This is a genomic window from Metapseudomonas boanensis (genome assembly GCF_042232855.1).
In the GTDB taxonomy this organism is placed as follows: Bacteria; Pseudomonadota; Gammaproteobacteria; order Pseudomonadales; family Pseudomonadaceae; genus Metapseudomonas; species Metapseudomonas boanensis.
In genome coordinates this window covers 1,117,604-1,141,160 of the sequence record NZ_CP113889.1, presented here as the reverse complement: position 1 = coordinate 1,141,160, position 23,557 = coordinate 1,117,604, and the positions used below count along the sequence as shown (strand labels likewise).

Genomic DNA, 23,557 nt, shown 5'->3' with positions numbered 1-23,557 from the left:
TGGCGCTTCCGGCAGGCGCGCAAGCTTACTTGAGGCCACGCCGGAAAAACACAAGGGCCGCCATATGGCAGCCCCTGTGTGGTGGAGTCAGCCCTGAAGGGTATCAGTGCTTATCCATACCGAGTTTCTTCTCCAGGTAGTGGATGTTCACACCACCTTTGCAGAAACCCTTGTCGCGAGTGAGGTCGCGGTGCAGTGGGATGTTGGTCTTGATCCCGTCGACCACGATCTCGTCGAGGGCGTTGCGCATGCGCGCCATGGCCTCGTCGCGGCTGCTGCCGTAGGTGATCAGCTTGCCGATCAGCGAGTCGTAGTTCGGCGGAACCGTATAGCCACTGTACAGGTGCGAGTCGACGCGGACGCCGTTACCGCCTGGCGCGTGGAAGTAGGCCACCTTGCCCGGGCAGGGCATGAAGTTGTCCGGGTCTTCAGCGTTGATACGGCATTCCAGTGCGTGACCGCGGATGACCACATCGTCCTGCTTGATCGACAGCTTGTTGCCAGCGGCGATGCTGAGCATCTCCTTGACGATGTCGATACCAGTGACCATCTCGGTGACAGGGTGTTCGACCTGCACGCGGGTGTTCATCTCGATGAAGTAGAAGCGACCGTTCTCGTAGAGGAATTCGAAGGTGCCGGCGCCACGGTAGCCGATCTCGATGCAGGCCTGGACGCAGCGATCCAGCACTTCGGCTCGGGCCTTCTCGTCGATGCCCGGGGCTGGTGCTTCTTCCAGGACCTTCTGGTGACGGCGCTGCAGGGAGCAGTCGCGGTCGCCGAGGTGGATGGCATTGCCCTGGCCGTCGGAGAGTACCTGCACTTCCACGTGGCGCGGGTTGGTGAGGAACTTCTCCAGGTAGACCATGGAGTTGCCGAAAGCGGCACCCGCTTCGGTACGGGTCAGCTTGGCCGACTTGATCAGCTCTTCTTCCTCGAAGACCACGCGCATGCCGCGACCACCGCCGCCGCCTGCGGCTTTGATGATCACCGGATAGCCCACTTCGCGGGCAATGGCCAGAGCTGTTTCTTCGTCTTCCGGCAGCGGGCCGTCGGAGCCCGGAACCGTCGGGACACCGGAGCGCTTCATGGCGTCCTTGGCCGATACCTTGTCGCCCATCAGGCGAATGGTGTCGGCTTTCGGGCCGATGAAGGCAAAGCCGGACTTCTCCACCTGTTCGGCGAAGTCGGCGTTTTCGGCGAGGAAGCCGTAGCCCGGGTGGATCGCGGTAGCGCCGGTGAGTTCGGCGGCGCTGATGATCGCCGGGATGCTCAGGTAGGACTGGGCTGCCGAGGCCGGGCCGATGCAGACGGTCTCGTCGGCCAGCGACAGGTGCATCAGCTCACGGTCGGCTGTGGAATGCACTGCCACCGTCTTGATGCCCAGCTCCTTGCAGGCGCGCAGGATGCGCAGGGCAATCTCGCCACGGTTGGCGATCAGGACTTTTTCCAACATCGCAGGCTCTCCGCGGTTCAAACGATGGTGAACAGCGGCTGGTCGTATTCAACCGGCTGACCGTTTTCCACCAGGATGGATTCGATCACGCCGCTGGCCTCGGCCTCGATGTGGTTCATCATCTTCATGGCTTCGACGATGCAGAGGATGTCGCCTTTCTTCACGCTCTGGCCGACTTCGACGAAGGCCGCCGTGGTCGGGGACGGCGAGCGGTAGAAAGTGCCGACCATCGGCGAGCGAACGACGTTGCCATTCAGCTTGGGCGCGGCCGGGGCAGCGGCTTCAGCGGCGGCCGGGACTGCGGCGGCAACCGGGGCGGCGGCCGGAGCAGGTGCGGCGGCGTAGATCGGCTGGTGAGCGAAGGCCTGCTTGCTGTGACGGCTGATGCGCACGGACTCTTCGCCCTCGCGGATCTCCAGTTCGTCGATACCGGACTCTTCCAGCAGCTCAATCAGTTTTTTGACTTTTCGGATATCCATTAATCATCAACTCCCAGGGGTGAGGTCAGGGGCGTTCAAGTTGTTCAAGCGCCGCGTCCAGGGCCAGGCGGTAGCCGGTGGCACCCAGACCGCAGATCACTCCCACCGCAACGTCGGAGAAGTAGGAGTGATGGCGAAAAGGTTCTCTCTTGTGCACGTTGGACAGGTGCACTTCGATGAATGGGATGCTCACTGCGAGCAACGCGTCACGTAGGGCGACACTTGTATGCGTGAAAGCAGCAGGATTGATGATGATGAAGTCCACTCCCTCGCTGCGCGCAGCGTGGATTCGATCGATCAATTCGTACTCGGCGTTGCTCTGCAGGTACTGAAGGTGGTGTCCGGCCTCACGCGCACGGCGCTCGAGATCCTGGTTGATCTCGGCCAGGGTGGTGGCGCCGTAGGTGCCGGGCTCGCGAGTACCCAGCAGGTTGAGGTTGGGGCCGTGCAGCACGAGGAGAGTGGCCATGCGATGTCTTCCTTATTTGAGGCCGGGCGAAACTATGCCGGAGAGCCAGTAGGCTGTCCAGATGTCAACAATAGTCGACAAGATGCCCGGTGTTTGCGGCAAATATGTGACGTCATGACCTCAGCGTGATGCATTTACCCGTTGCAGACGGGTGGCGAAGGTCGCGGCATCGACTTCCCCTACGACACGCGCTTCGACCAATTCGTCACCCCGAGCATCGAAGAACAGGATGGCGGGCGGGCCGAACAGCTTGTAGCGATCGAGCAGGGCACGCTGCTCGGCGTTGCTTTCGGTCATGTCGAAACGGATCAGTCGATGGCCAGTCAGCAGGGCGGTGACCTCCGGCGCCGTCAGGACTTCTCGCTCGATCACCTTGCAACTAATGCACCAGTCGGCGTACCAGTCGAGCAGCACCGGCTGGCCAGCATTGCGGGCGTCCAGCAGGGCGGCCTCCAGCTGCAGGGGCGTCGTGACGGTCTGCCAGCGATTGGCTATCGGCGCACTGGACTGCGCGCCAACCATTACAGGACGGCCCAGCGGTCTGAGTGGGTCGGATTCGCCGCGCAGGGCTCCGGTCCAGGCGGCGACGGCATACACCAGCAGAACTAGCCCGGCCAGTTGTGCGAGACGTCCACTTGGAGCCTTGACGGTGAACTCCAGCGCGCCGAGGAACAGCGCCACGCCACCCGCCAGCAGGCCCCACAGGGCCAGAGCCAAAGGTCCCGGCAGGACCCGTTCCAGCATCCAGGCGGCCACGGCCAGCAACAGGACACCGAAGGCGTTGCGGACGGCCAGCATCCAGGGGCCGGCTTTCGGCAGCAGCGCTCCGCCGCCGGTGGCGAAGAGCACCAGTGGTGCCCCCATGCCCAATCCCAGGGCGAACAGCTTGAGGCCGCCGCCCAAGGCATCGCCGCTCGCACTGATATAGAGCAGGGCGCCCGCCAGTGGTGCGGAGACGCATGGCGATACCAACAGGCTGGAAATCACGCCCAGCAGCGCAGCGCTCCAGATCGAGCCGCCCTTGGTGCTGCCGGCCAGGGTGCCTAATGGGCCGCTGATGGCATGTGGCAGACGCAACTCGAAGAGGCCGAACATCGCCAGGGCGAATGCGGTGAAGAACGCGGCGAAGGGAACCAGCACCCAGGGTGACTGCAGGCGGGCCTGGAGGTTGAGTTCGGCCCCGAAGAGGCCCATCAGCGCGCCGAGCACCGCAAAGCAGGCGGCCATCGGCAATACGTAGGCCAGCGAGAGCACGAGGCCTCGGCTGCCACCCGTCTGGCCGCGCAGCACCACGCCGGAGAGGATCGGCAGCATCGGCAACACGCAGGGGGTGAAGGTCAGGCCGAGGCCGGCCAGGAAGAACAGGGCCAGTTCGTGCCAGCTCCAGGCATTCGAGCCCGAGCCGCCTGCTGTATCGGAACTGTCGCTGGGCAGGCCGCCGCCGACCTTGATGATTTCGGTTTCCGGCGGGTAGCACAGGCCTTTGTCGGCGCAGCCCTGATAGGTGACCTTCAGATCGAATGGCTTCGGCTGCGGCTGGTTGAGCGGCAGGTCGATGTCGAGCACGCCGTAGTAGACCTCGACGTCGCCGAAGTATTCGTCGGTCTTGTGCGTACCAGGCGGCAGCGTGGGCTGGCCCAGACCGATGTCGGACGGCTCGCTGCGGAACTGGAAACGGTGGCGGTAGAGGTAATAGCCCTCGGCATTGGTGAATCGCAACTTCACCGACCTGGGCGTGCTTTCCACCAGGCTCAGGCGGAAGGCTTCGCGCACGGGCAGGAAGTCGGCACTGTTGTTCAGCGGGGCGCCCAGGGTCGAGTCGGGGCGTTTGTCCAGCAACCCTGCGGCAGCGGGCAGGGCCACCAGCAGCAGGATCAGGCTCAGCAGACGGCGCATGGAGGTCTCTTGATCAGAAAACGTTCGCATCATAGCGGACCTTGGACCTTTCCTGCAGGTTCAAGGCTGTAAGATGTTTTGTCCTCAAGGCGTAAGGTTGTTCTGTAGGAGCGAGCTCGCGAAGCCCAGCCGCGCATTGCCGCGCATTCGCCAGCAAGCTGGCTCCTACAAGATTACCGCCCCTCTGTAGGAGCGAGTTTGCTCGCGAAGCGTTGTGCTCCGCTCGCCAGCACGCTGACTCCTACAGGGGTACAAAGTGCGATTGATCGTCTTCAGACGCGGAACGCCTGTACCGCCGTATGCAACTGGCCACCCAGCTTTTGCAGGTGCTCGCCCTGGCTGCGGCTCTCACCAATGCGTTCCAGATTATCACCGCCGAGTTGGTGGATCTGCTCGCTGTAGTCGCGTATTTCGCTGACCGCGCCGCTTTGTTGGGCGGTGGCGTCGGCGATGCGTTCGGCCATGTTGGCGATGGTGCGGATCGAGGCCACTACCTCCACCAGCGCGCCATCGGCAGCAGCAGCCTGCTCGGCGCTGGCTTCGGCGTGTTCGACCTGGACGCGCATGGCCTCCACAGACTGACGGGCGGCCTGTTGCAGGCGCGCGATCAACTGCTGGATTTCTGCGGTGGCGCCGCTGGTACGTAGCGCTAGGGAGCGGACTTCCTCGGCTACCACGGCAAAGCCCCGACCCATTTCGCCGGCTCGGGCGGCTTCGATGGCAGCATTCAGCGCCAGCAGGTTGGTCTGTTCGGCGATGCCACGGATCACTGTCAGCACCTTATCGATGGTCTCGGTTTCCTGCGCCAGGTTTTCTACTGCCTGGGCGTTGTTCTGCACTTCGCCCACTAGTTGGCGCAGCCCGGCCAGGCTCTGATCGATCACGCTCTGGCCCTGAAGGATGGCGCGGCCGGCATCGCGGGTGGCGTCGGCGGCGTGGCTGGCGTCGCCAGCTACTTGTTGGATGGTTGTCTCCAGTTCGCCGAGGGCATCGCGGATCTGCGCGGTGCCGCCGGCCTGGCGTTCGGCGCCGGCATGCAGGCCGTTACTCAATTCGGCCAGGACGTTGCTGCTGCCCGCGACCTGTTCGGCGTGTTGGCGGATGGTGCCGACCAGCTCGCCGAGGTAGGCGCGCAGGCGGTTCAGCGATTCCTCGATGCGGCGCAGGTCGGCTGTACGCGAGTCGAGCTGGATCGGGTGGCTGAAGTCGCCGGCGGCCCAGGCCGTGAGGGCGCCTACGAGGCGGCCGAGCATGTGGGTCAGACGACGTTGGATGCGGTCGATGCACAGGGCGATGAGCAGGATCAGGCCGATCATCAGGCCTTGCATCACGCGGACTTCGGCCTGGATGCGGCCATGTTCTGCGCGCACCTGCGGCTCCAGTTCCGCCAGCGCCCGTTGCAAGGCATCGACGCGGGCGGAGGTACTGGTGGCGAGCTCTGCGCGTCTCTGGATCAGATCGCGGGTGCTCGCCAGTTCGGCTGGGTAGCGTTTGAGCAGGCTTGCGAATTCGCGCTTGAGGGCAATGCCACGGTCTTCTGCCTGACCGGCATCGCTGCCGTTGCTCAGCCCCATCAGGGCGGCAAAATCGTCGGAGGCCGAGCTGGTGCTGTCGGTTATGCCGAGGAGCGGCAATTGCTCCAGCTGCCCGTGCAGGCGTTCCAGGGCGGCCAGTTCGCGCTCGACATCGGCAGCCAGCTCGTCGCGGCCGCTAGTCACCAGCTTGTTGCGTGCCTGGCTGAGGCGGCTGAGGTGCTGGGCGGCACGGAACAGCAGCGGGCGATACTCGGGTGCGGAGGTGTTGCTGGCACTATCGGTGTACTGGGCGAGTCGGTCGAGGGATTCGCCAATTTCTCGCTCCGCCTGGATCAGCAGTCCCTGCGGGTCGCCTGCCAGCTTGCCGGCCGCGAGCAGTTCGTCGCGGGTGAATTCGCGCAATTCGTTGAGGCTGGGTCGAAGCGAGTCGCTGAACCCGCTCGGCAGATTGCCGAGGCTCTGCTCCAGACTGTCGATACCCTGGCTGGCGCTGCTGTGGCGCAAGGCATCGCCGCTCGAGAGGTAGGCCTGGATGTTGTCCGCCACTTCGCCACGAAAGCGCTGAGCCAAGTCGAGGTACTGCTCCATCAACTGGTAAGGGCGCTCAAGGGCACGCTGCGACCACCACAGGGTGGCGCCGAGGGCGAGACACACCGTGACCAGCAGCAGGGTGATGAGATTGGTGAGCAACTTCAGGCGCATCCTGGACTCGACAAGCAACTGAGGGATGGCCAAATGATATTGCTGTTTAATGACAGTCCTGTGACGCGCTACCTGGTCTGGCGCTGCAGAAACCAGCGCCATCGCCCGTGATAGGAAGAGCAGACGCGCTTGATGGATGGGGCAGGCCGCCCTTCTTCATCAGTCCTGATGGAGGGCTATGCGATTGCGGCCACTATGCTTGGCCCGGTACAGCGCTTCGTCCGCCAGTTTCGACAGGTTGTTGATGTCGGTGTCTTCGCGCAGTTCGGCGATCCCGCAGCTGAAGGTGCAGGAGAGATCGATGGGTTGTGCCGGGTAGCGGATTTCAGCGAAGCGCCGGCGGATATCCTCCAGCACCTGGTGCGCCGCTGCAAGGTCGGTATCCGGCAGGATCACGGCGAACTCTTCTCCGCCGTAGCGGCCGATATGGTCGGTCTTGCGCAGTCTTTGCTTGAGAAACAGTGCCAGGCTCTTGATCACCCGGTCGCCCACGGGGTGGCCAAAGGTATCGTTGACCCTCTTGAAATGGTCGATGTCGAGCATGGCGAAGCTGAGCGGCTTGCCGTCGCGGCGCGCGCGTGAGGCGGCGTCTTCCAGCAACTGCAGCGTGTGGGTGTGGTTGAACAGCCCGGTGAGGCTGTCGCGGACCATGCGGGCTTTCAGGCTCCGCGCCCGAGCGGCGCGGTTGCGCACCGTGGCGACCAGGTGGCGCGGCTTGATCGGCTTGGTGAGGAAGTCATCGCCGGCTTCGCTCATAGCGCCGAGTTGCTTGTCCAGGTCGTCTTCGGCTGACAGGTAAATGATCGGCACGCTGACGTAGCGCTCATGCTGGCGGATCACCTTGGCCAGCTCAGGCCCCTGGCAGTCCGGCATGTACATGTCGAGGATGATCAGGTCCGGCTGGAATTCGGCCAACTCAGCCAAGGCCCGTACCGGTTCGGTGATCGCCCGGGTGACAATGCTCGAGGCGTTCAGCAGCATCTCGGTGTGGCTCGCCTGGGCCAGGGAGTCGTCGACGACCAGTACCTTGTACGGTTCGTAATGGACGGTACGGGTCAGCGCTTCGAGCTTTTCCAGCAGGATCGAGGCGTCCAGCGTACCAGTGAAGAACTCTTGGCCGCCGGCACGCACGGCCGCCAAGCGCGCCGAGGCGTCGGTTTCCTTCTCACAGAAGAAGATGATCGGCAGTTTCTGCCCCAAGCCCTGCTGTGCTTCTCGGGCCAAGGTCAGCCCGGTGCCGGAGCCGGCGAAATCCACTTCCAGGACGATCGCGGCCGGATGGCGTTCGGACATGGCTGAGCGAAAGGCGTTGGCACTGTCGCAGAGCTGCGCGCTGAGGCCGAAGAATTCCAGCTGCTGGATCAGGCGTTCCGCGCGTTCCTGGTCCTGGAGCGCCAGGTAGATGGGTTTGCGCAGCGGGGGAAGGAAGGTCTGCTCGAAATGGTCGCCCTGTCGCAGGCCCGTGCGTGAAAGACGCTGGATCAGCAGGCTGAGCTCGGTAATCAGGTCGCTGGAGAGTCGACTCCGGTTCGCTTCGATCCCCTTGAGGCAGTTGCCGATAGCCAACGCCAGCCGGACGTGTTCGGCCTGCTCGAAGCGTTCGGCATGGCGCTGCAGGTTGAGGCTGGCCTCGGCCAGCTCGGTCATGCAGGCGCTGCTCCACTCGCTGCGCTGCAGACGTTGCCAGATCTCCAGCACATGCCGCGCCTGATGGATGACGCGTTGGGCGAAATGATGCTTGAGGCGGTCGCGGCTGGGATCGTCGTGCTCGGTCATGGCCTGGCTTCTTTTTAGGCGTCGCTTCGATAGCGATCGAATGATGGCCTCATGCTATCACCTGGGGTCGACGACGCCAGTGCCTGCGACGCTGAATAATTCCAATGCGACAACCCACCGCCTTGGGACTTGGCCCTGTCACCCGACCGGCCTATGGTTTGGCTTTGAGCCACTGCGCAGCGCTCGCGCTTCCCTTATAGTGCTGTGCTCGATCACAACCTGCGCCGGCGATTGTGGTCTTATCTTTCCGTGCTGAATGATTATTGAAGGACACTGCCATGCTGGACTGGAAGAAGCGGATGGGCGAGGCGCGCGAACGCGTCGATGACTCGGTGGATGATGCTCGCAGCTACTTCGGTGGCCTGTGGGTCAGCCGCGCCCTTGGCAGCCTGCTGGGGCTTTACCTGATCGGGGCCCTGGTGGTGGGTTGGTACTGGAGCCAGGAGCCCGACCTGATCCCCGTGCAGCAGAATGCCCAGGCCGCTGCTGAGCGTGCCCAGCGCCAGATGGTCAGTGGCTACACCACGGTTGAGACCCTGAAGACCGTGGCCCAGACCCTGCTCGACAAGAGCGGCGGCTACCTCTCCAACGACCTGGCGCCGCCCGGCCTCTGGCTGGACAACATGCCGAGCTGGGAGTACGGCGTGCTGGTGCAGGTGCGTGACCTGTCCCGCGCCCTGCGCAAGGACTTCGCCCGTTCCCAGTCGCAGTCCACCGAAGATCCGGACCTGGCCAAGGCCGAGCCGCGCTTCAACTTCGACAACAAGAGCTGGGCCCTGCCGGCTGCCGAGGCCGAGTACAAGGACGGCATCCGCTCGCTGGATCGCTACCTGGCCCGACTTTCCGATCCGAGCCAGCCTAATGCGCAGTTCTATACCCGCGCCGACAACCTCAACAACTGGCTGGGCGATGTCGCCACCCGCCTGGGCTCGCTGTCCCAGCGCCTGTCCGCCAGCGTTGGTCGCGTGCGCCTGAACACTGACGTCACCGGTGGCGCTCCTGTCACCGAGGGTCAGGTGCCGGCGGTGAGCGAGGAGATCGTCGAGACGCCCTGGCTGCAGATCGACAACGTCTTCTACGAAGCACGCGGCCAGGCCTGGGCGCTGTCGCATATCCTGCGTGCGATCGAGGTCGACTTCGCCGATGTGCTGGCGAAGAAGAACGCGACCATCAGCGTCCGCCAGATCATTCGTGAGCTGGAAGCCGCCCAGGAACCGCTGTGGAGCCCGATGGTGCTCAACGGCAGTGGCTACGGCATCCTCGCCAACCATTCGCTGGTGATGGCCAACTACATCTCCCGTGCCAACGCAGCTGTCATCGACCTGCGTCAGCTGCTGGAGCAGGGCTGATGGCGATGGACGACCGCGAGGCGGCCCACCGGGCTGCCTCAGACGCGGAGCAGGTGGCCTGGGTCGACGAGCAGGACCGCTCTCTCGGCGGCCTGCCACGTGCCGAGTTGCGCGAGCGCGGGCTGATTTCCCGTGGCACCTTCATCCTCCTGTTCAACAGCCGCGGCGAACTCTGCGTGCACCGGCGCACCCTGAGCAAGGCGCTCTATCCGGGTTACTGGGATGTGGCCGCCGGCGGCATGGTGCAGGAAGGCGAGGACTATGCCGAATCGGCTGCCCGTGAGCTGGAAGAGGAGCTCGGCATTGCCGGTGTGCCCCTGAGTGAGCATGGCCGCTTCTTCTTCGACGAACCGGGCAACCGCCTATGGGGCGCAGTGTTCTCTGCGGTTTCCGACGCGCCGTTGCGGCTGCAGCCGGAGGAAGTGCTGGAAGCACGCTTCATGACGGTCGATCAGGCGCAGCTGCAGCAGCCTTGCTGCCCGGATTCGCTCAAGGCGCTGAAGCTGTACCTGGCTTCGTGCTCATAGTGGCATCCCTGTAGAGAGTCAGAGGGACGCCGAGCTCTTGCTGGCGAATACGGAGGCAAGCCCTTCGCGAGCAAGCGCGCTCCTACAGTTCGGGGCTGTTTTCATCGGTCAATGATCCCGCCAAACCCACGCCGGGCGCGGCTTTGTGCAGGATTCCCGGCGATTTCGTGCGGAATGCTGCACAGGGTCGCCATTTTGTCGATCAATGGCGCATTTTCGTACTTAGCATTTGCCGCGATTGCTGCTAAATTTCGCCGCCTTTCAACCCTGGCTTCCCGGCCAGGTTGCGCTGCCCCTGCCAGAGTGGGGCTTCGCGGTCGGCTCCTGCCGGCCAGTCGCTATCCTGACCCCTACGAGGAAAGCCGGTGGTCAAGAAAGCTTCGTCCTTTGCCGCCCTCAGCGGCCTGGTGTACTCCACAGACAGCGGCCGGCACTGCCCGGAATGCCGCCAGCCCATAGATGCCTGTATCTGCAAGCAAGCAGTCGTGCCTGCTGGCGATGGCATTGCCCGCGTACGCCGGGAAACCAAGGGGCGGGGTGGCAAGACCGTCACCAGCGTCAGCGGCGTGCCGCTGGCCGAAGACGCCCTGAAGGAGCTGGCCAGCGCACTCAAGCGTCGCTGTGGTACCGGTGGAGCATTGAAGGACGGCGTGATCGAGATCCAGGGCGACCACGTGGACCTGCTGCTCGAAGAGCTCGCCAAGCGCGGCTTCAAGGCCAAGAAATCCGGCGGCTGAGCCACGGCTTTCTAAACTGACCGCTACCAGTGCGGTCAACACTCCAACGTCATACGACCGAATTAACTTGCTCATGCCCGCCCGGCCAGATCCGGCGGGCCTGGCCCTTTTCTATCCCACAGGGGGAAACCGATGTCTGCACGACGCACGCGCAAGGACGATGGCAGCAGCTGGACCGTAGCCGACAGCCGCAGTGTCTACGGCATTCGCCACTGGGGTGCTGGCTTTTTCGGGATCAACCAGGCGGGGCGCGTCGAAGTGCGCCCGCGCGGCCCGGGCAGCGCGCCGATCGACCTCTTCGAGCAGGTCGACGCCCTGCGTGAGGCCGGTCTCAGCCTGCCGCTGCTGGTGCGATTTCCAGACATTCTGCAGGAGCGCGTGCGCCAGTTGACCGGCGCCTTCGACGCCAACATCGAGCGCCTGGAATACCAGAGCCGCTACACCGCCCTCTACCCGATCAAGGTCAACCAGCAGGAAGCGGTGGTGGAGAACATCATCGCCACCCAGAACGTCTCGATTGGCCTTGAGGCCGGCTCCAAGCCGGAGCTGCTGGCGGTGCTGGCGCTGGCGCCGAAAGGCGGCACCATCGTCTGCAACGGCTACAAGGACCGCGAATTCATCCGCCTGGCGCTGATGGGCCAGAAGCTCGGCCACAACGTCTTCATCGTCATCGAGAAGGAGGCCGAGGTCGAATTCGTCATCGACGTTGCCGCCGAACTCAAGGTCGCGCCGCAGGTCGGTCTGCGCGTGCGCCTGTCGTCCCTGGCGTCGTCAAAGTGGGCCGACACCGGTGGCGAGAAATCCAAGTTCGGCCTCTCCGCCGCGCAGATCCTCTCGGTGGTCGAGCGCTTCCGCAAGGCAGGTCTGGATCAGGGTGTGCGCCTGCTGCACTTCCACATGGGCTCGCAGATCGCCAACCTGGCGGACTACCAGCACGGCTTCAAGGAAGCCATCCGCTACTACGCAGAGCTGCGCAGCCTTGGCCTGCCGGTGGATCACATCGACGTCGGCGGCGGCCTGGGCGTGGACTACGACGGCACCCACTCGCGCAACGCCAGTTCGATCAACTACGACATGGACGACTATGCCGGCGTCGTAGTGGGCATGCTCAAGGAGTTCTGCGACGCGCAGGGCCTGCCGCACCCGCACATCTTCTCCGAGAGCGGTCGGGCCATGACTGCGCACCACGCGGTGCTGGTAATGCAGGTGACCGATGTCGAGCGCCACAACGATGAAGTGCCTAAGTTCGCCAATCTTGAAGAGCAGCCAGAGATCGTCCGCTGGCTGGCCGAACTGCTGGGCCCGACGGATGCTGAAATGGTCACCGAGACCTACTGGCGCGCCACCCACTACATGAGCGATGCCGCTGCGCAGTACGCTGAAGGCAAGCTGACCCTCGCTGAGAAGGCCCTGGCCGAGCAGACCTATTTCGCCATCTGCCGCCGCCTGCACAACCAACTCAAGGCACGCCAGCGTTCTCACCGCCAGGTGCTCGATGAGTTGAACGACAAGCTGGCAGAGAAGTACATCTGCAACTTCTCGGTGTTCCAGAGCCTGCCGGACACCTGGGCCATCGGCCAGGTGCTGCCGATACTACCGCTCCATCGCCTGGACGAAGAGCCGCTGCGCCGCGCCGTACTGCAGGACCTGACCTGCGATTCCGACGGCAAGATCAAGCAGTACGTCGACGAGCAGAGCATCGAGACCAGCCTGCCGGTCCACGAAGTGCGCGAGGGCGAGGACTACCTGTTGGGCGTGTTCCTGGTGGGCGCCTACCAGGAAATCCTTGGCGACATGCACAACCTGTTCGGCGACACCGACTCGGTGAACGTCTACCAGCGCGAAGATGGCAGCGTGTACCACGCCGGCATCGAGACCCACGACACCATCGAAGACATGCTGCGCTACGTGCATCTATCGCCGGAGGAGCTGATGGCGCATTACCGCGACAAGGTCTCCAGCGCCAAGCTGAGCCCGCGCGAGCGCACCCAGTTCGTCGATGCCCTGCGCCTCGGTCTGACGCGGTCTTCGTACCTGTCGTCCTGAGCCGGGGCATTGGGTGAAGGAACCCGGCCATGCGCCGGGTCTTTTGCTGTCGGTGGTGACGGGGTGCTCAAGCTCACCCGATCACCCCATACCCCCGCGCCATCAGCGCCGCCAGCAACGGCAGGACCAGCGCCAGCAGCAGCTCCAAGCGGATGGTCATGATCACCAGTTTCGCCATGCGCGCGCTGATCTCGGGTACCTGGCCGGCTTTCAGCGGGTTGCGCCAGTTGAGAAAAACGAAGGTCGGCAGGCTCGATAGCAACCCGATCAGCACGAACAGCCCGACCTTGGCGTGGAACAGGCTGTTGTTAAGGTAGTAGTCCAGCCCCTTGCCATACCAGAAGACCCGCGCGAGGCCCGTGGCCAGTACCACGCCCGCGCTGATGCCGTAGAAGATGTCGACCCGCACCAGGCGGCGAGCCCGGTCCAGATCAAGAGGTTGCCGGAACAGCACGTGTTCCAGGGTAAGCAGCGAGAACAGCACGAATATCGAAAGGTAGTGCAGGTACGCGGCAATCGCTTGGGCCATGGGATCTCCTTGTGGTCGTCACGGACTGATTCTTCTCATTCTCCATCCGGGTCAGCATACCGCGCCGAACCAGGCATCGCGCTTGCCCAGTCGCCAACCCATGGCGCCGAGGCTGAGGCCGCGTATCAGCATAAAGCACAGAAAGGCCAGCCACAGGCCGTGATTGCCCAAGGGCTGCAGTGCCCAGCCGACAGGCAGGCTCAGCAGCACGGCAATCAGCATGGCGTTACGCATTTCTCGGGCGCGGGTGGCGCCGATGAACAGGCCATCGAGCAGGTAGCTCCAGACGGCCACCATCGGCAGCACTGCAAGGTAGGGCAGGAAGCGGTGCGCTACGTCGCGCACCGCCGGGATATCGCTTTGCAAATCGATGAACAGCCCGCCGCCGACCATGAAGAACAGGGCAAAGCACAGGCTTGCCAGCAGTGACCAGGCCCCAGCGACGATCAGGGAACGGCGCAGGGTAAGGCGATCGCGCGCGCCGATGGCATGACCGCACAGCGCCTCCACCGCATGTGCCAGACCGTCCAGGGCGTGGGCGGTGAGCAGCAGGCCGTTGAGCAGCAGAGCATTGGCGGCCACGGTGGCATCGCCCAGACGGGTGCCCTGCACCGTGATCAGAAAGAACACCAACTCCAGCGCCAGGGTGCGGATGAAGATGTCGCGATTCACCGCCAGCAGAGGCCGCCAATTATGCCAGCGCATCAGCCTGGTCGGGTCGAGGTGGCCGGGATGCCGGCGTAGGGCCCTGCGGGTCAGCGCCAAGCCGAGCAGGGCTCCAGACCATTCAGCGACCACCGAGGCACGCGCGGCGCCGGCCACGCCCCAGTCGAGCCCAAGCACGAACCAGAGGTCGAGCACCAGGTTGATCAGGTTGGTGGTCAAAAGGATCGCCAGTGGCGCACGGGCGTTCTGCGTACCGAGGAACCAGCCCACCAGCGCATAGCTCGCCAGCGCGGCCGGCAGACCGAACAGCCGGGTGTGGAAATACTCGCGGGCCAGCGCATCCAACTCGACAGACGGCTGCATCAGCCCGAGCGCAAGGCCGGTGAAGGGAACCGCCATTACACCGAGCACCAGCGCCAGGCCGAAGGCCAATAACAGCCCTTGCAGCAACACCTGGCGCAGCGCGCCGCCATCTTCCCGGCCCGCGGCCTGGGCGGCGAAGCCGGTGGAGCCCATGCGCAGGAAACCCATGGCCCAGACCAGCAGCGTATAAAGGCTGCCGCCAACTGCCGCTGCACCCAGCTGATGGGCATGCGGCAGGTGGCCGATCACCGCGCTGTCCACCAGGGCCACCAGCGGCACGGAAATGTTGGAAAGGATCATGGGGGCGGCCATCGACCACACCCTGCGATGGGTTGGCTTGTGCCGCCAGGCATCGAGGAACGAATTCATGCAAGGCTCCAGAACGGCTGCGCAGTATAGCGGGCTCGGCAGGGTGCTATCCGCACGCCACAGTGCGACGCGCTGGTCTATAGTTCGCGGCTTGAATGCACTCTATTCGAGAGTCTGCCATGCGGAAGAAAGGACCACTTCTGGCCGTGGTGCTGAGCCTGCTCAGCGCCTGCGATTCCTCCACCCCCGAGCAGCCGGTGAGTAAGGCTCCGGCCGTTGCCGAGCAACAGGCCGAGCAACAGGCTGAGCAACAGGCCGCGCGTCCGGTGCTCGATACCGCCACGCTGGCCAAGCGTTATGCCGGCCGCGAGCTCAAGATCATTGACGTTTCCGAAGTGCAGCTCGACGGGGCCAGTGCCCTGTCGGTGACCTTCTCGGTACCGCTGGACCCCGAGCAGAAATTCGCCGACCGCTTGCACCTGGTGGACACCACGATTGGTAAGGTGGATGGCGCCTGGGAGCTCTCCGACAACCTGATGGAGCTGCGCCTGCGTCATCTGGAGCCCAAGCGCAAGCTGGTGCTGACCATCGACCCGGGCCTGCGCGCGGTGAATGACGCGCTGCTCGCCGAGGAGCACGTCACCCGCCTGGAAACCCGCGACCTACAGGCCACGGTCGGTTTCGCCAGTCGCGGTTCGCTGCTGCCGACGCGCCTGGCCGAAGGCCTGCCGGTGATTGCGCTGAACGTCGACAAGGTCGATGTCGACTTCTTTCGGGTCAAGGCCGAGGCGCTACCAGCCTTCCTTGCCCGCTGGGGCAAGCGCGGCAGTCTCGACATCTGGCAGTCTCGCGAGCTGCTTAAGCTGGCCGACCTGGTCTACACCGGCCGCTTCGACCTCAACCCCGCGCGTAATACGCGCGAAACCCTGCTGCTCCCCATTGCCGAGCTGGAGCCCATGAAGCAGCCGGGTGTCTACCTGGCGGTGATGAAGGCGGCCGGCAACTACAACTATTCGAACCCCGCGACCCTCTTTACCCTCAGCGACATCGGCCTCTCCGCGCACCGCTATCGCGACCGTCTGGACGTGTTCGCCCAAGCCCTGGAGGGCGGCGCCGCCCAAGGCGATATCACCCTGGAATTGCTGAATGGCGACGGGCGCGTGCTGGCCGAGGGCAAGACCGACGCCAAGGGGCATGCCCAATTGCCACTGTCGACCAAGGCAGAAGTACTGATCGCCCGCCAGGGTGAGCAGACCAGCCTGCTGCGCCTCTCCGCCCCGGCGCTGGATCTGGCTGAGTTCGACATCGCCGGACCGGCCAGCCATGCCCTGCAATTTTTCGTCTTCGGCCCACGCGACCTCTACCGCCCCGGCGAGTCCGTGCTGCTCAATGCCCTGCTGCGCGACGCCGATGGTCGTGAGGTGAAGGGCCAGCCGGTTACCGTGGAAGTGCGCCGCCCAGACGAGCAGGTCAGCCGCCGCTTCGTCTGGGAAGCCGGGGAGGGCGGGCTCTACCAATACCAATTGCAACTGTCTGGCGAAGCCCCTACCGGGCGCTGGCAGCTGCTCTTCGACCTGGGTGACGGCACGCCGCAGCTCTATGAGTTCCTCGTGGAGGACTTCCTTCCCGAGCGCCTGGCGCTGGACCTCAAGGGCAGCGACCAACCTTTCACCCCCACTGACAACGCCCGATTCGCCATCGAGGGGCGCTACCTCTATGGCGCGCCAGCTTCCGGCAACCGTCTGACCGGGCAGCTTTACGTGCGCCCGCTGCGCGAGGCGGTGAAGGCGCTGCCCGGCTATCAGTTCGGCTCCGTGACCGAGGGTGAACTGAGCCAGGACATCGAGCTGGACGAAACCACCCTCGATGCCAATGGCAAGACCCAGCTGGACATCGAGACTCGCTGGGGCGATGCCAAGTCGCCGCTGCAACTCATTCTTCAGGCCAGCTTGCAAGAGTCCGGTGGTCGCCCCATCACCCGCCGGCTGGTGCAGCCGGTGTGGCCGGCCGGGCGATTGCCGGGGCTGCGTGCGTTGTTCGAGGGCGAGGAAACCGATGCCGACAGCGTCGCCGAGTTCGAACTGCTGGTGGCCGACCCGGCCGGCAACAAGCTGGCCGCCGACGACCTCAAGGTGCGCCTGGTGCGCGAGCGCCGCGACTATTACTGGAACTACTCCGAGAGCGATGGCTGGACCTACCACTTCAACGAGAAGTACCTGAACCTCGCCGAAGAGAGTGTCTCGGTCGCCGCCGGCGGCACCGCCAAGGTGAGCTTCCCGGTGGAGTGGGGCCCGTATCGCCTGGAGGTGGAAGACTCGCAGACTGGCATCACCAGTAGCCTGCGCTTCTGGGCCGGCTACCGCTGGCAGGACAACGCCGAAGGCGGCGCGGTACGCCCGGACCAGGTCAAGCTGGCGCTGGACAAACCGGCCTATGCCGCGGGTGACATGGCCAAGGTCACCATCACTCCACCGGCGCCGGGCAGCGGCTACCTGCTGGTGGAATCTTCCGATGGGCCGCTCTGGTGGCAGCCGATCGACGTGCCCGTCGAAGGCAGGACCTTCGACATCCCGCTGGCCAAGGATTGGGCGCGGCATGACCTGTATGTCAGCGCCCTGGTGGTCCGCCCCGGCGAGCGTAAGGCCAGCGTCACGCCCAAGCGTGCCGTGGGTCTGCTGCACCTGCCGCTGGAGCGTGCTCCGCGCAAGCTGGCGCTGACCCTCACCGCGCCGGAGAAGATGCGGCCCAAGCAACCACTCAGCGTGCAGGTGCAGGCGAAGAACGCCGACGGCAGTATTCCCAAGCAGGTGCGCGTGCTGGTGGCGGCGGTGGATGTGGGCATCCTCAACATCACCCGCTACGCGACGCCCGATCCATTCGCCGCGTTGTTCGGCCGCAAGGCCTACGGTGCCGACCAGCTCGACGTCTACGGCCAGTTGATCGAAGCTGGGCAGGGCCGCTTGGCCTCCCTGGCCTTCGGTGGTGATGCAGCGTTGGCCGGTGGCGGCAAGCGGCCGCAGACCAGCGTCACCATCGTCGCCCTGCAAAGCGCCCCGGTGACACTGGATGAACAGGGGCGGGGCCAGGTAAGCCTGGATATTCCCGACTTCAATGGCGAGCTGCGCCTGATGGCCCAGGCCTGGACCGACGAGCGCTACGGCATGGCCGAAGCCAAGACGGTGGTCGCCGCGCCGCTGGTGGCGGAGATAGCCGCACCACGCTTCCTCGCCGGCGGTGACCTGACCACCCTGGCACTGGACCTGACCAACCTCTCTGGCAGGCCACAGCGCCTGGACGTGAACCTGAGTATCGAAGGCCAGCTGGACCTTGGGCAAAGTGCGGGCGGCCAGGCGGCGCCGATCCAGCTTGCCGAGGGCCAGCGCACCACCCTGCACATTCCGGTACGCGCCATCGGCGGCTACGGGCAGGGCAAGCTCAAGGTGACGGTGAATGGCCTTGAACTGCCCGGCGAGAACCTGCCGCCCTTCAGCCGCGAATGGACCCTCGGCATGCGCCCGGCTTATCCAGCCCAGCTCAAGCAGTTCCGTGCCGTGCTCAAGGGCGATACGTGGAATCTGCCAGTTGGGAGCCTGGATGCCTTCGAGCCGGATGGCCGCGAGGCATTGCTGCAGCTCTCCAGCCGCCCGCCGCTGAATCTGGGCGAACAGATTCGCGCACTCAAGGCTTACCCCTACGGCTGCGCCGAGCAGACCACCAGCGGCCTGTACCCGTCGCTCTATGCCGATGCCGCCTCGCTCAAGCGCCTGGGGCTGGAAAGTGAACCGGACGAACAGCGGCGCAAGGCCATCGAGCTGGGTATCGAGCGCCTGCTGAGCATGCAGCGCTACAACGGCAGCTTCGGTCTCTGGGGCGCCGAGGGTGAGGAGGAATACTGGCTGACCGCCTACGTCACGGACTTCCTCCTGCGCGCTCGCGAGCAGGGCTTCGCGGTACCGCCCGAGGCACTGAAGAAGACCAGCGAGCGCCTGCTGCGATACCTGCAGGAGCGCAGCCTGATCGAGATCAGCTACAGCCAGAACGCCGACCACACCCGCTTTGCGGTGCAGGCCTACGCCGGCTACGTGTTGGCCCGCAGCCAGCAGGCCCCGCTGGGCGCCTTGCGCAGCCTGTGGGAGCGCCGCGCCGACGCCCGCTCGGGGCTACCCCTGGTGCAACTGGCGGTGGCCTTCAGGCTGATGGGCGACTCCCCACGCGCCGAGCAGGCCTTGCAACTGGGCCTGACCCAGCAGCGCCAGAGCCGTGACTGGCTGGCCGACTACGGCAGCCCGCTGCGCGACCAGGCGCTGATTCTCGCCCTCCTGGAGGAGCACGACCTGGCTGCCGGTGCCCGCGAGCAAAGACTGTTCGACTTGGCCGATCTGGTGGCGGGAGAACGCTGGCTTTCGACTCAGGAGCGCAATGCGCTCTACCTCGCCGGTCGCGGATACCTGGTCAAGCCTGAGCCGAACTGGCTGGCGAACCTGACTGTGGGTGAGCAGCAGCGCGAGCTGAGCAACCTGCAGCCCGGCCTCAAACTGGAAGGTGCCCTGCTCAGTGAGCCGTTGAGCATCGCTTCCAGCGGCAGCGAGCCGCTGTACCAGCAACTGACCTTGTCCGGCTATCCGCTGGCGGCCCCGACGGCCAGTGGTGAAAACCTGAACATCCGTCGCGAATACCTCGGCCTGGATGGCCAGCGCCTGAACCTGGGCGGTTTGGAAAGCGGCGAGCTGGTGCTGGTGCACCTGGCCATCGAGGCCAAGCAACGCGTTCCCGATGCCCTGGTGGTGGATCTACTGCCCGCCGGCCTGGAGCTAGAGAACCAGAACCTCGCCCAGAGCGCCGCCAGCCTGGACAACGCCAGCAGCGCGGTGAAAGAGTGGCAGAAGTCGATGCAGAACGCCGCCATCAAGCACCAGGAGTTCCGCGACGACCGCTACGTGGCGGCGCTGGACGTCGGTGACTACGGCACCACTCATCTGCTGTACCTTGCCCGTGCCGTGACGCCCGGCCGCTATCGCGTGCCGCCGCCGCAGGTGGAGTCGATGTACCGGCCGAACTGGCAGGCAATCGGCGAAACGCCGGGTGATTTAGTGGTGAAGGGAAAGTAGGGGACTAGCGTTGTTACGTGGTGCCCGCCCTCCGCCTCTCCCCTAAATGGAGTGGGGTGGGGAGAGGGCGGGGGACTAGGCCCCCGCCTGCGTTGTCAGCTCGGCAGTATGTGGTCGCTGCCCCAGAACGAGGCCTGTATCTGATTGACGCCGGTGATGGTGACCACCTCGACGAAGTTCACCCCGCCAGCTAAGCCGTCGACATCCACGTGAACCACCATGTCAGCACCCGACTGCACCACCTGGACATACTCCGAGAGCACTCCACCGGATGGGGCGCTGGTGCCGAGCAGCGCCGAGAAATCGAGCTTGTCTCCCTCCGCAAGGCTGTAGTCAAGGATGCTGTCCACGGCCTCGCTGAGGTTGCCGAACCTGAACAGGTCAGCCCCGTTGCCCCCTGTCAGCGAGTCGGCGCCAAGGCCTCCAATCAGTATGTCGGCGCCGTCCCCGCCATTGAGCGTGTCGTTGCCGGCCCCGCCGCGGAGTTCATCGTTGCCGATGGAGCCGGTGAGACTGTCATTGAATGCGGAGCCGATGATCCCTTCCATGTTCCTGTAGCTGTCGCTGCCCAGGCCTCCGGCGGAAATAACGGTGAGGGCATTGCTCTGTACCAGGGTGAGGTTTAGCGCAGCCGAGGCATCGGAAAGGTCCAGCAGGTCGTTGCCTGCACCGCCATCCAGCGTATCGCTGCCGGCTCCGCCACGGATGATGTCGTTGCCGCTGCTGCCGGTGAGGGTGTCGTTGTTGCCCGAACCGATAACGCCTTCCATGTTCCTGTACGTATCGTTGCCCAATCCAACGGAGGAAAGATTGACGACAGTGTTGCTGCTGCTCTGAACCAGGGTGAAGTTGAGCGCGCCTGACGCATCGGAGAAGTCGAGCAGGTCGACACCTGCGCCACCGTCCAGCGTGTCGTCGCCTGTGCCTCCGCGAAGGCGGTCGTCGCCGTTGCCGCCGGTGAGGGTGTCGTTGGCAGCTCCACCAATGAAGACGTCCGGCGCTCCGGTGCCAGTCAGGCCATCCTGGTTGCTGCCACCGTCGAGATAGGAGGCCTGGTAAGTGGCGAACGTAGACAGGTCGACGACGGAAGCCCCGTTAGTGGACACGGTGTTAACCGTCACACTCCCCATGACCGTTCCCCCGGCACCATCCGAGAGTGTGTAGGTGAACGCGCCCACGCCCGCGTTGCCGGCATCGAAGCTGATCAGGCTGTTGTTCGATCCCGCGACGAACTGGAGATTGGAAACCGCGCCCGTTGCTCCACCCAGGGCGGTTAGCGACAGGAATGACCCATCGATATCCGTATCGTTGCCAAGCAGTGCCGCCACCGATATCACGATGCCGTTGGTGTTCCTGGACACGTAAAGCGTGTCACTGGCCGCTACCGGTGCATCGTTGACCGGGGTTACCTCGATAGTCAGGGTATCGGTGTCGCTGGCGACACCGTCGCTGGTGGTCATGGTCAGGGTGTCGTCGCCGTGGAAATTGCTGCTCGGCATGTAGCTGAGGTTAGCCGCGAGTGTTGCGTTGATCTGGGCAAGGGTGCCGCTCAGCGAGAGCAAGGCACTGCCAGAGCCGGTGATGCTTGCACCTCCTGCAAGGGCCTGTGCGGACAAGGTGCCATGGGCGACCTGGAGCTTCACCGTCATGTTGCCAGATCCGGCGTCCGGGTCAGCGATACTCAGACCGCTGATGGTCTTGGTACTCCCCTCGGCGGTGGTCTGCTTGCCGGGGAGTGAATTGGTTGGTGCATCGTTGACCGGGTTGACGGTCAGCTCATAGGTGTATTCGTTGGTTCCGCCGTGGCCATCGTCGACGATGAAGGAAAAGCTGTCGGTGCCGTTGAAGTTGGCGTCGGGGGTGTAGTCGAAGGTGCCATCGGCATGCACGGTGACGCTGCCGTGGGCGGCGGTGGTCGCGCCGAGGGCATAGCTGACGCTGTCACCATCGACGTCGCTGGCGCTGGGCAGGAGCGCGCCGGTGAGTGGGGTGTCCTCGTCGGTGGCGCCGCTGCCGTTGGCGGATTCCGGGGCATCGTTGACCGGGTTGACGGTCAGCTCATAGGTGTATTCGTTGGTTCCGCCGTGGCCATCGTCGACGATGAAGGAAAAGCTGTCGGTGCCGTTGAAGTTGGCGTCGGGGGTGTAGTCGAAGGTGCCATCGGCATGCACGGTGACGCTGCCATGGGCGGCGGTGGTCGCGCCGAGGGCATAGCTGACGCTGTCGCCATCGACGTCGCTGGCGCTGGGCAGGAGCGCGCCGGTGAGCGGGGTGTCCTCGTCGGTGGCGCCGCTGCCGTTGGCGGATTCCGGGGCATCGTTGACCGGGTTGACGGTCAGCTCATAGGTGTATTCGTTGGTTCCGCCGTGGCCATCGTCGACGATGAAGGAAAAGCTGTCGGTGCCGTTGAAGTTGGCGTCGGGGGTGTAGTCGAAGGTGCCATCGGCATGCACGGTGACGCTGCCATGGGCGGCGGTGGTCGCGCCGAGGGCATAGCTGACGCTGTCACCATCGACGTCGCTGGCGCTGGGCAGGAGCGCGCCGGTGAGTGGGGTGTCCTCGTCGGTGGCGCCGCTGCCGTTGGCGGATTCTGGGGCATCGTTGACCGGGTTGACGGTCAGCTCATAGGTGTATTCGTTGGTTCCGCCGTGGCCATCGTCGACGATGAAGGAAAAGCTGTCGGTGCCGTTGAAGTTGGCGTCGGGGGTGTAGTCGAAGGTGCCATCGGCATGCACGGTGACGCTGCCATGGGCGGCGGTGGTCGCGCCGAGGGCATAGCTGACGCTGTCGCCATCGACGTCGCTGGCGCTGGGCAGGAGCGCGCCGGTGAGCGGGGTGTCCTCGTCGGTGGCGCCGCTGCCGTTGGCGGATTCCGGGGCATCGTTGACCGGGTTGACGGTCAGCTCATAGGTGTATTCGTTGGTTCCGCCGTGGCCATCGTCGACGATGAAGGAAAAGCTGTCGGTGCCGTTGAAGTTGGCGTCGGGGGTGTAGTCGAAGGTGCCATCGGCATGCACGGTGACGCTGCCGTGGGCGGCGGTGGTCGCGCCGAGGGCATAGCTGACGCTGTCGCCATCGACGTCGCTGGCGCTGGGCAGGGCCTTGCCGAGGATCGGTGTGTCCTCGTCCGTCGTGCCATAGCCTTCCGAAGACTCCGGCGCGTCGTTGGCGCCGAAGATCGTGACCGTTGCAGTGGCCCAGCTGAGTGTGCCGTTGCCGAGGCGAATGGCGTAGGTAAAAGTGTCCGTCAGGTATTCAGTCGCCGACAGACGCTGGTAGGCCTCACTCTGGTAAAGGAGGCCGGCATCGTAGAGGACCTTGATTTTCCCATCCAAGTCTTGGGCGATCCGTATCTCAGCACCGTAGGCGCTCAAGCACGAGGTGGCATGGGCCAGCAGGTCGGCCTGGATTTCAGCGCTGGTCGCGGTGCTGCCATCGGCGCTGGTTCCGTCGCTCAGCGCGTAGAGTGTTTTGGCCTTGCCGCCCAGATCGTTGGCCATTACATCCAGGTAGACGTAATCGACTCCCTCGGACACCAGGCTGTCAAAGACAAAGGAGTCCCCGGTGGCCTGGGGTGTGTTGCTGAACGAGGTAGTAGATATGGCCATGCTGC

14 protein-coding genes are annotated in these 23,557 nt (G+C 64.5%); 5 read left to right on the top strand and 9 right to left on the bottom strand.

Annotated features, from left to right (window positions below):
* Window positions 1-103 precede the first annotated feature (103 nt).
* The 6 genes from accC to OXH74_RS05265 form a co-directional block, all read right to left on the bottom strand.
* Window positions 104-1,453 carry an acetyl-CoA carboxylase biotin carboxylase subunit gene (gene accC, locus OXH74_RS05290; RefSeq protein ID WP_375740356.1) on the bottom strand — a complete coding sequence of 450 codons (1,350 nt, stop codon included), beginning with the start codon at window positions 1,451-1,453 and terminating at the stop codon, window positions 104-106.
* Between the two features lie 17 nt (window positions 1,454-1,470).
* Window positions 1,471-1,932: an acetyl-CoA carboxylase biotin carboxyl carrier protein gene (accB, locus tag OXH74_RS05285; RefSeq protein WP_375740355.1), complete on the bottom strand. Its 462-nt coding sequence runs from the start codon at window positions 1,930-1,932 to the stop codon at window positions 1,471-1,473.
* A 25-nt stretch (window positions 1,933-1,957) separates the two neighbouring features.
* On the bottom strand, window positions 1,958-2,401 hold the full coding sequence (aroQ, locus tag OXH74_RS05280; RefSeq protein ID WP_215371337.1) for a type II 3-dehydroquinate dehydratase: 444 nt from the start codon (window positions 2,399-2,401) through the stop codon (window positions 1,958-1,960).
* Window positions 2,402-2,521: 120 nt separating this feature from the next.
* Window positions 2,522-4,297 carry a protein-disulfide reductase DsbD gene (locus tag OXH74_RS05275; RefSeq protein ID WP_375740354.1) on the bottom strand — a complete coding sequence of 592 codons (1,776 nt, stop codon included), beginning with the start codon at window positions 4,295-4,297 and terminating at the stop codon, window positions 2,522-2,524.
* Window positions 4,298-4,569: 272 nt separating this feature from the next.
* Window positions 4,570-5,550 (bottom strand): methyl-accepting chemotaxis protein, encoded by a 981-nt coding sequence (locus tag OXH74_RS05270; protein ID WP_375741566.1) that lies wholly within the window; start codon window positions 5,548-5,550, stop codon window positions 4,570-4,572.
* Window positions 5,551-6,693: 1,143 nt separating this feature from the next.
* The gene (locus OXH74_RS05265; RefSeq protein WP_375740353.1) at window positions 6,694-8,310 is read right to left on the bottom strand and encodes a diguanylate cyclase; all 1,617 of its coding nucleotides are present in this window, start codon (window positions 8,308-8,310) and stop codon (window positions 6,694-6,696) included.
* Window positions 8,311-8,588: 278 nt separating this feature from the next.
* Here OXH74_RS05265 and OXH74_RS05260 point away from each other — a divergent pair, with 278 nt between their 5' ends.
* From OXH74_RS05260 to speA, 4 genes are all read left to right on the top strand, one after another.
* Complete coding sequence (locus tag OXH74_RS05260) at window positions 8,589-9,659, top strand: DUF2333 family protein (RefSeq protein ID WP_375740352.1); 1,071 nt, start codon at window positions 8,589-8,591, stop codon at window positions 9,657-9,659.
* Window positions 9,659-10,186 (top strand): NUDIX hydrolase, encoded by a 528-nt coding sequence (locus OXH74_RS05255; RefSeq protein WP_375740351.1) that lies wholly within the window; start codon window positions 9,659-9,661, stop codon window positions 10,184-10,186. Before OXH74_RS05260 ends, OXH74_RS05255 begins: the two co-directional genes overlap by 1 nt.
* Window positions 10,187-10,551: 365 nt before the next feature.
* Complete coding sequence (locus OXH74_RS05250; protein WP_215371325.1) at window positions 10,552-10,923, top strand: translation initiation factor Sui1; 372 nt, start codon at window positions 10,552-10,554, stop codon at window positions 10,921-10,923.
* Window positions 10,924-11,055: 132 nt separating this feature from the next.
* Window positions 11,056-12,969: an arginine decarboxylase gene (gene speA, locus OXH74_RS05245; RefSeq protein ID WP_215371323.1), complete on the top strand. Its 1,914-nt coding sequence runs from the start codon at window positions 11,056-11,058 to the stop codon at window positions 12,967-12,969.
* A gap of 73 nt (window positions 12,970-13,042) precedes the next feature.
* On the opposite strand, the gene OXH74_RS05240 is transcribed toward speA, so the two are convergent.
* Together OXH74_RS05240 and OXH74_RS05235 are read right to left on the bottom strand one after the other, a co-directional pair.
* Window positions 13,043-13,498, bottom strand: a complete 456-nt coding sequence (locus OXH74_RS05240; protein ID WP_375740350.1) for a DUF2214 family protein — start codon at window positions 13,496-13,498, stop codon at window positions 13,043-13,045.
* Window positions 13,499-13,549: 51 nt separating this feature from the next.
* On the bottom strand, window positions 13,550-14,896 hold the full coding sequence (locus OXH74_RS05235) for an MATE family efflux transporter (RefSeq protein ID WP_375740349.1): 1,347 nt from the start codon (window positions 14,894-14,896) through the stop codon (window positions 13,550-13,552).
* Window positions 14,897-15,015: 119 nt separating this feature from the next.
* On the opposite strand from OXH74_RS05235, the gene OXH74_RS05230 reads away from it, so the two are divergent.
* Window positions 15,016-19,944 (top strand): alpha-2-macroglobulin, encoded by a 4,929-nt coding sequence (locus OXH74_RS05230; protein WP_375740348.1) that lies wholly within the window; start codon window positions 15,016-15,018, stop codon window positions 19,942-19,944.
* 95 nt (window positions 19,945-20,039) lie between these two features.
* Here OXH74_RS05230 and OXH74_RS05225 read toward each other — a convergent pair whose 3' ends face one another.
* Entirely contained in the window at window positions 20,040-23,552 is a 3,513-nt protein-coding gene (locus tag OXH74_RS05225; protein ID WP_375740347.1) for a tandem-95 repeat protein, read from the bottom strand.
* Window positions 23,553-23,557 lie beyond the last annotated feature (5 nt).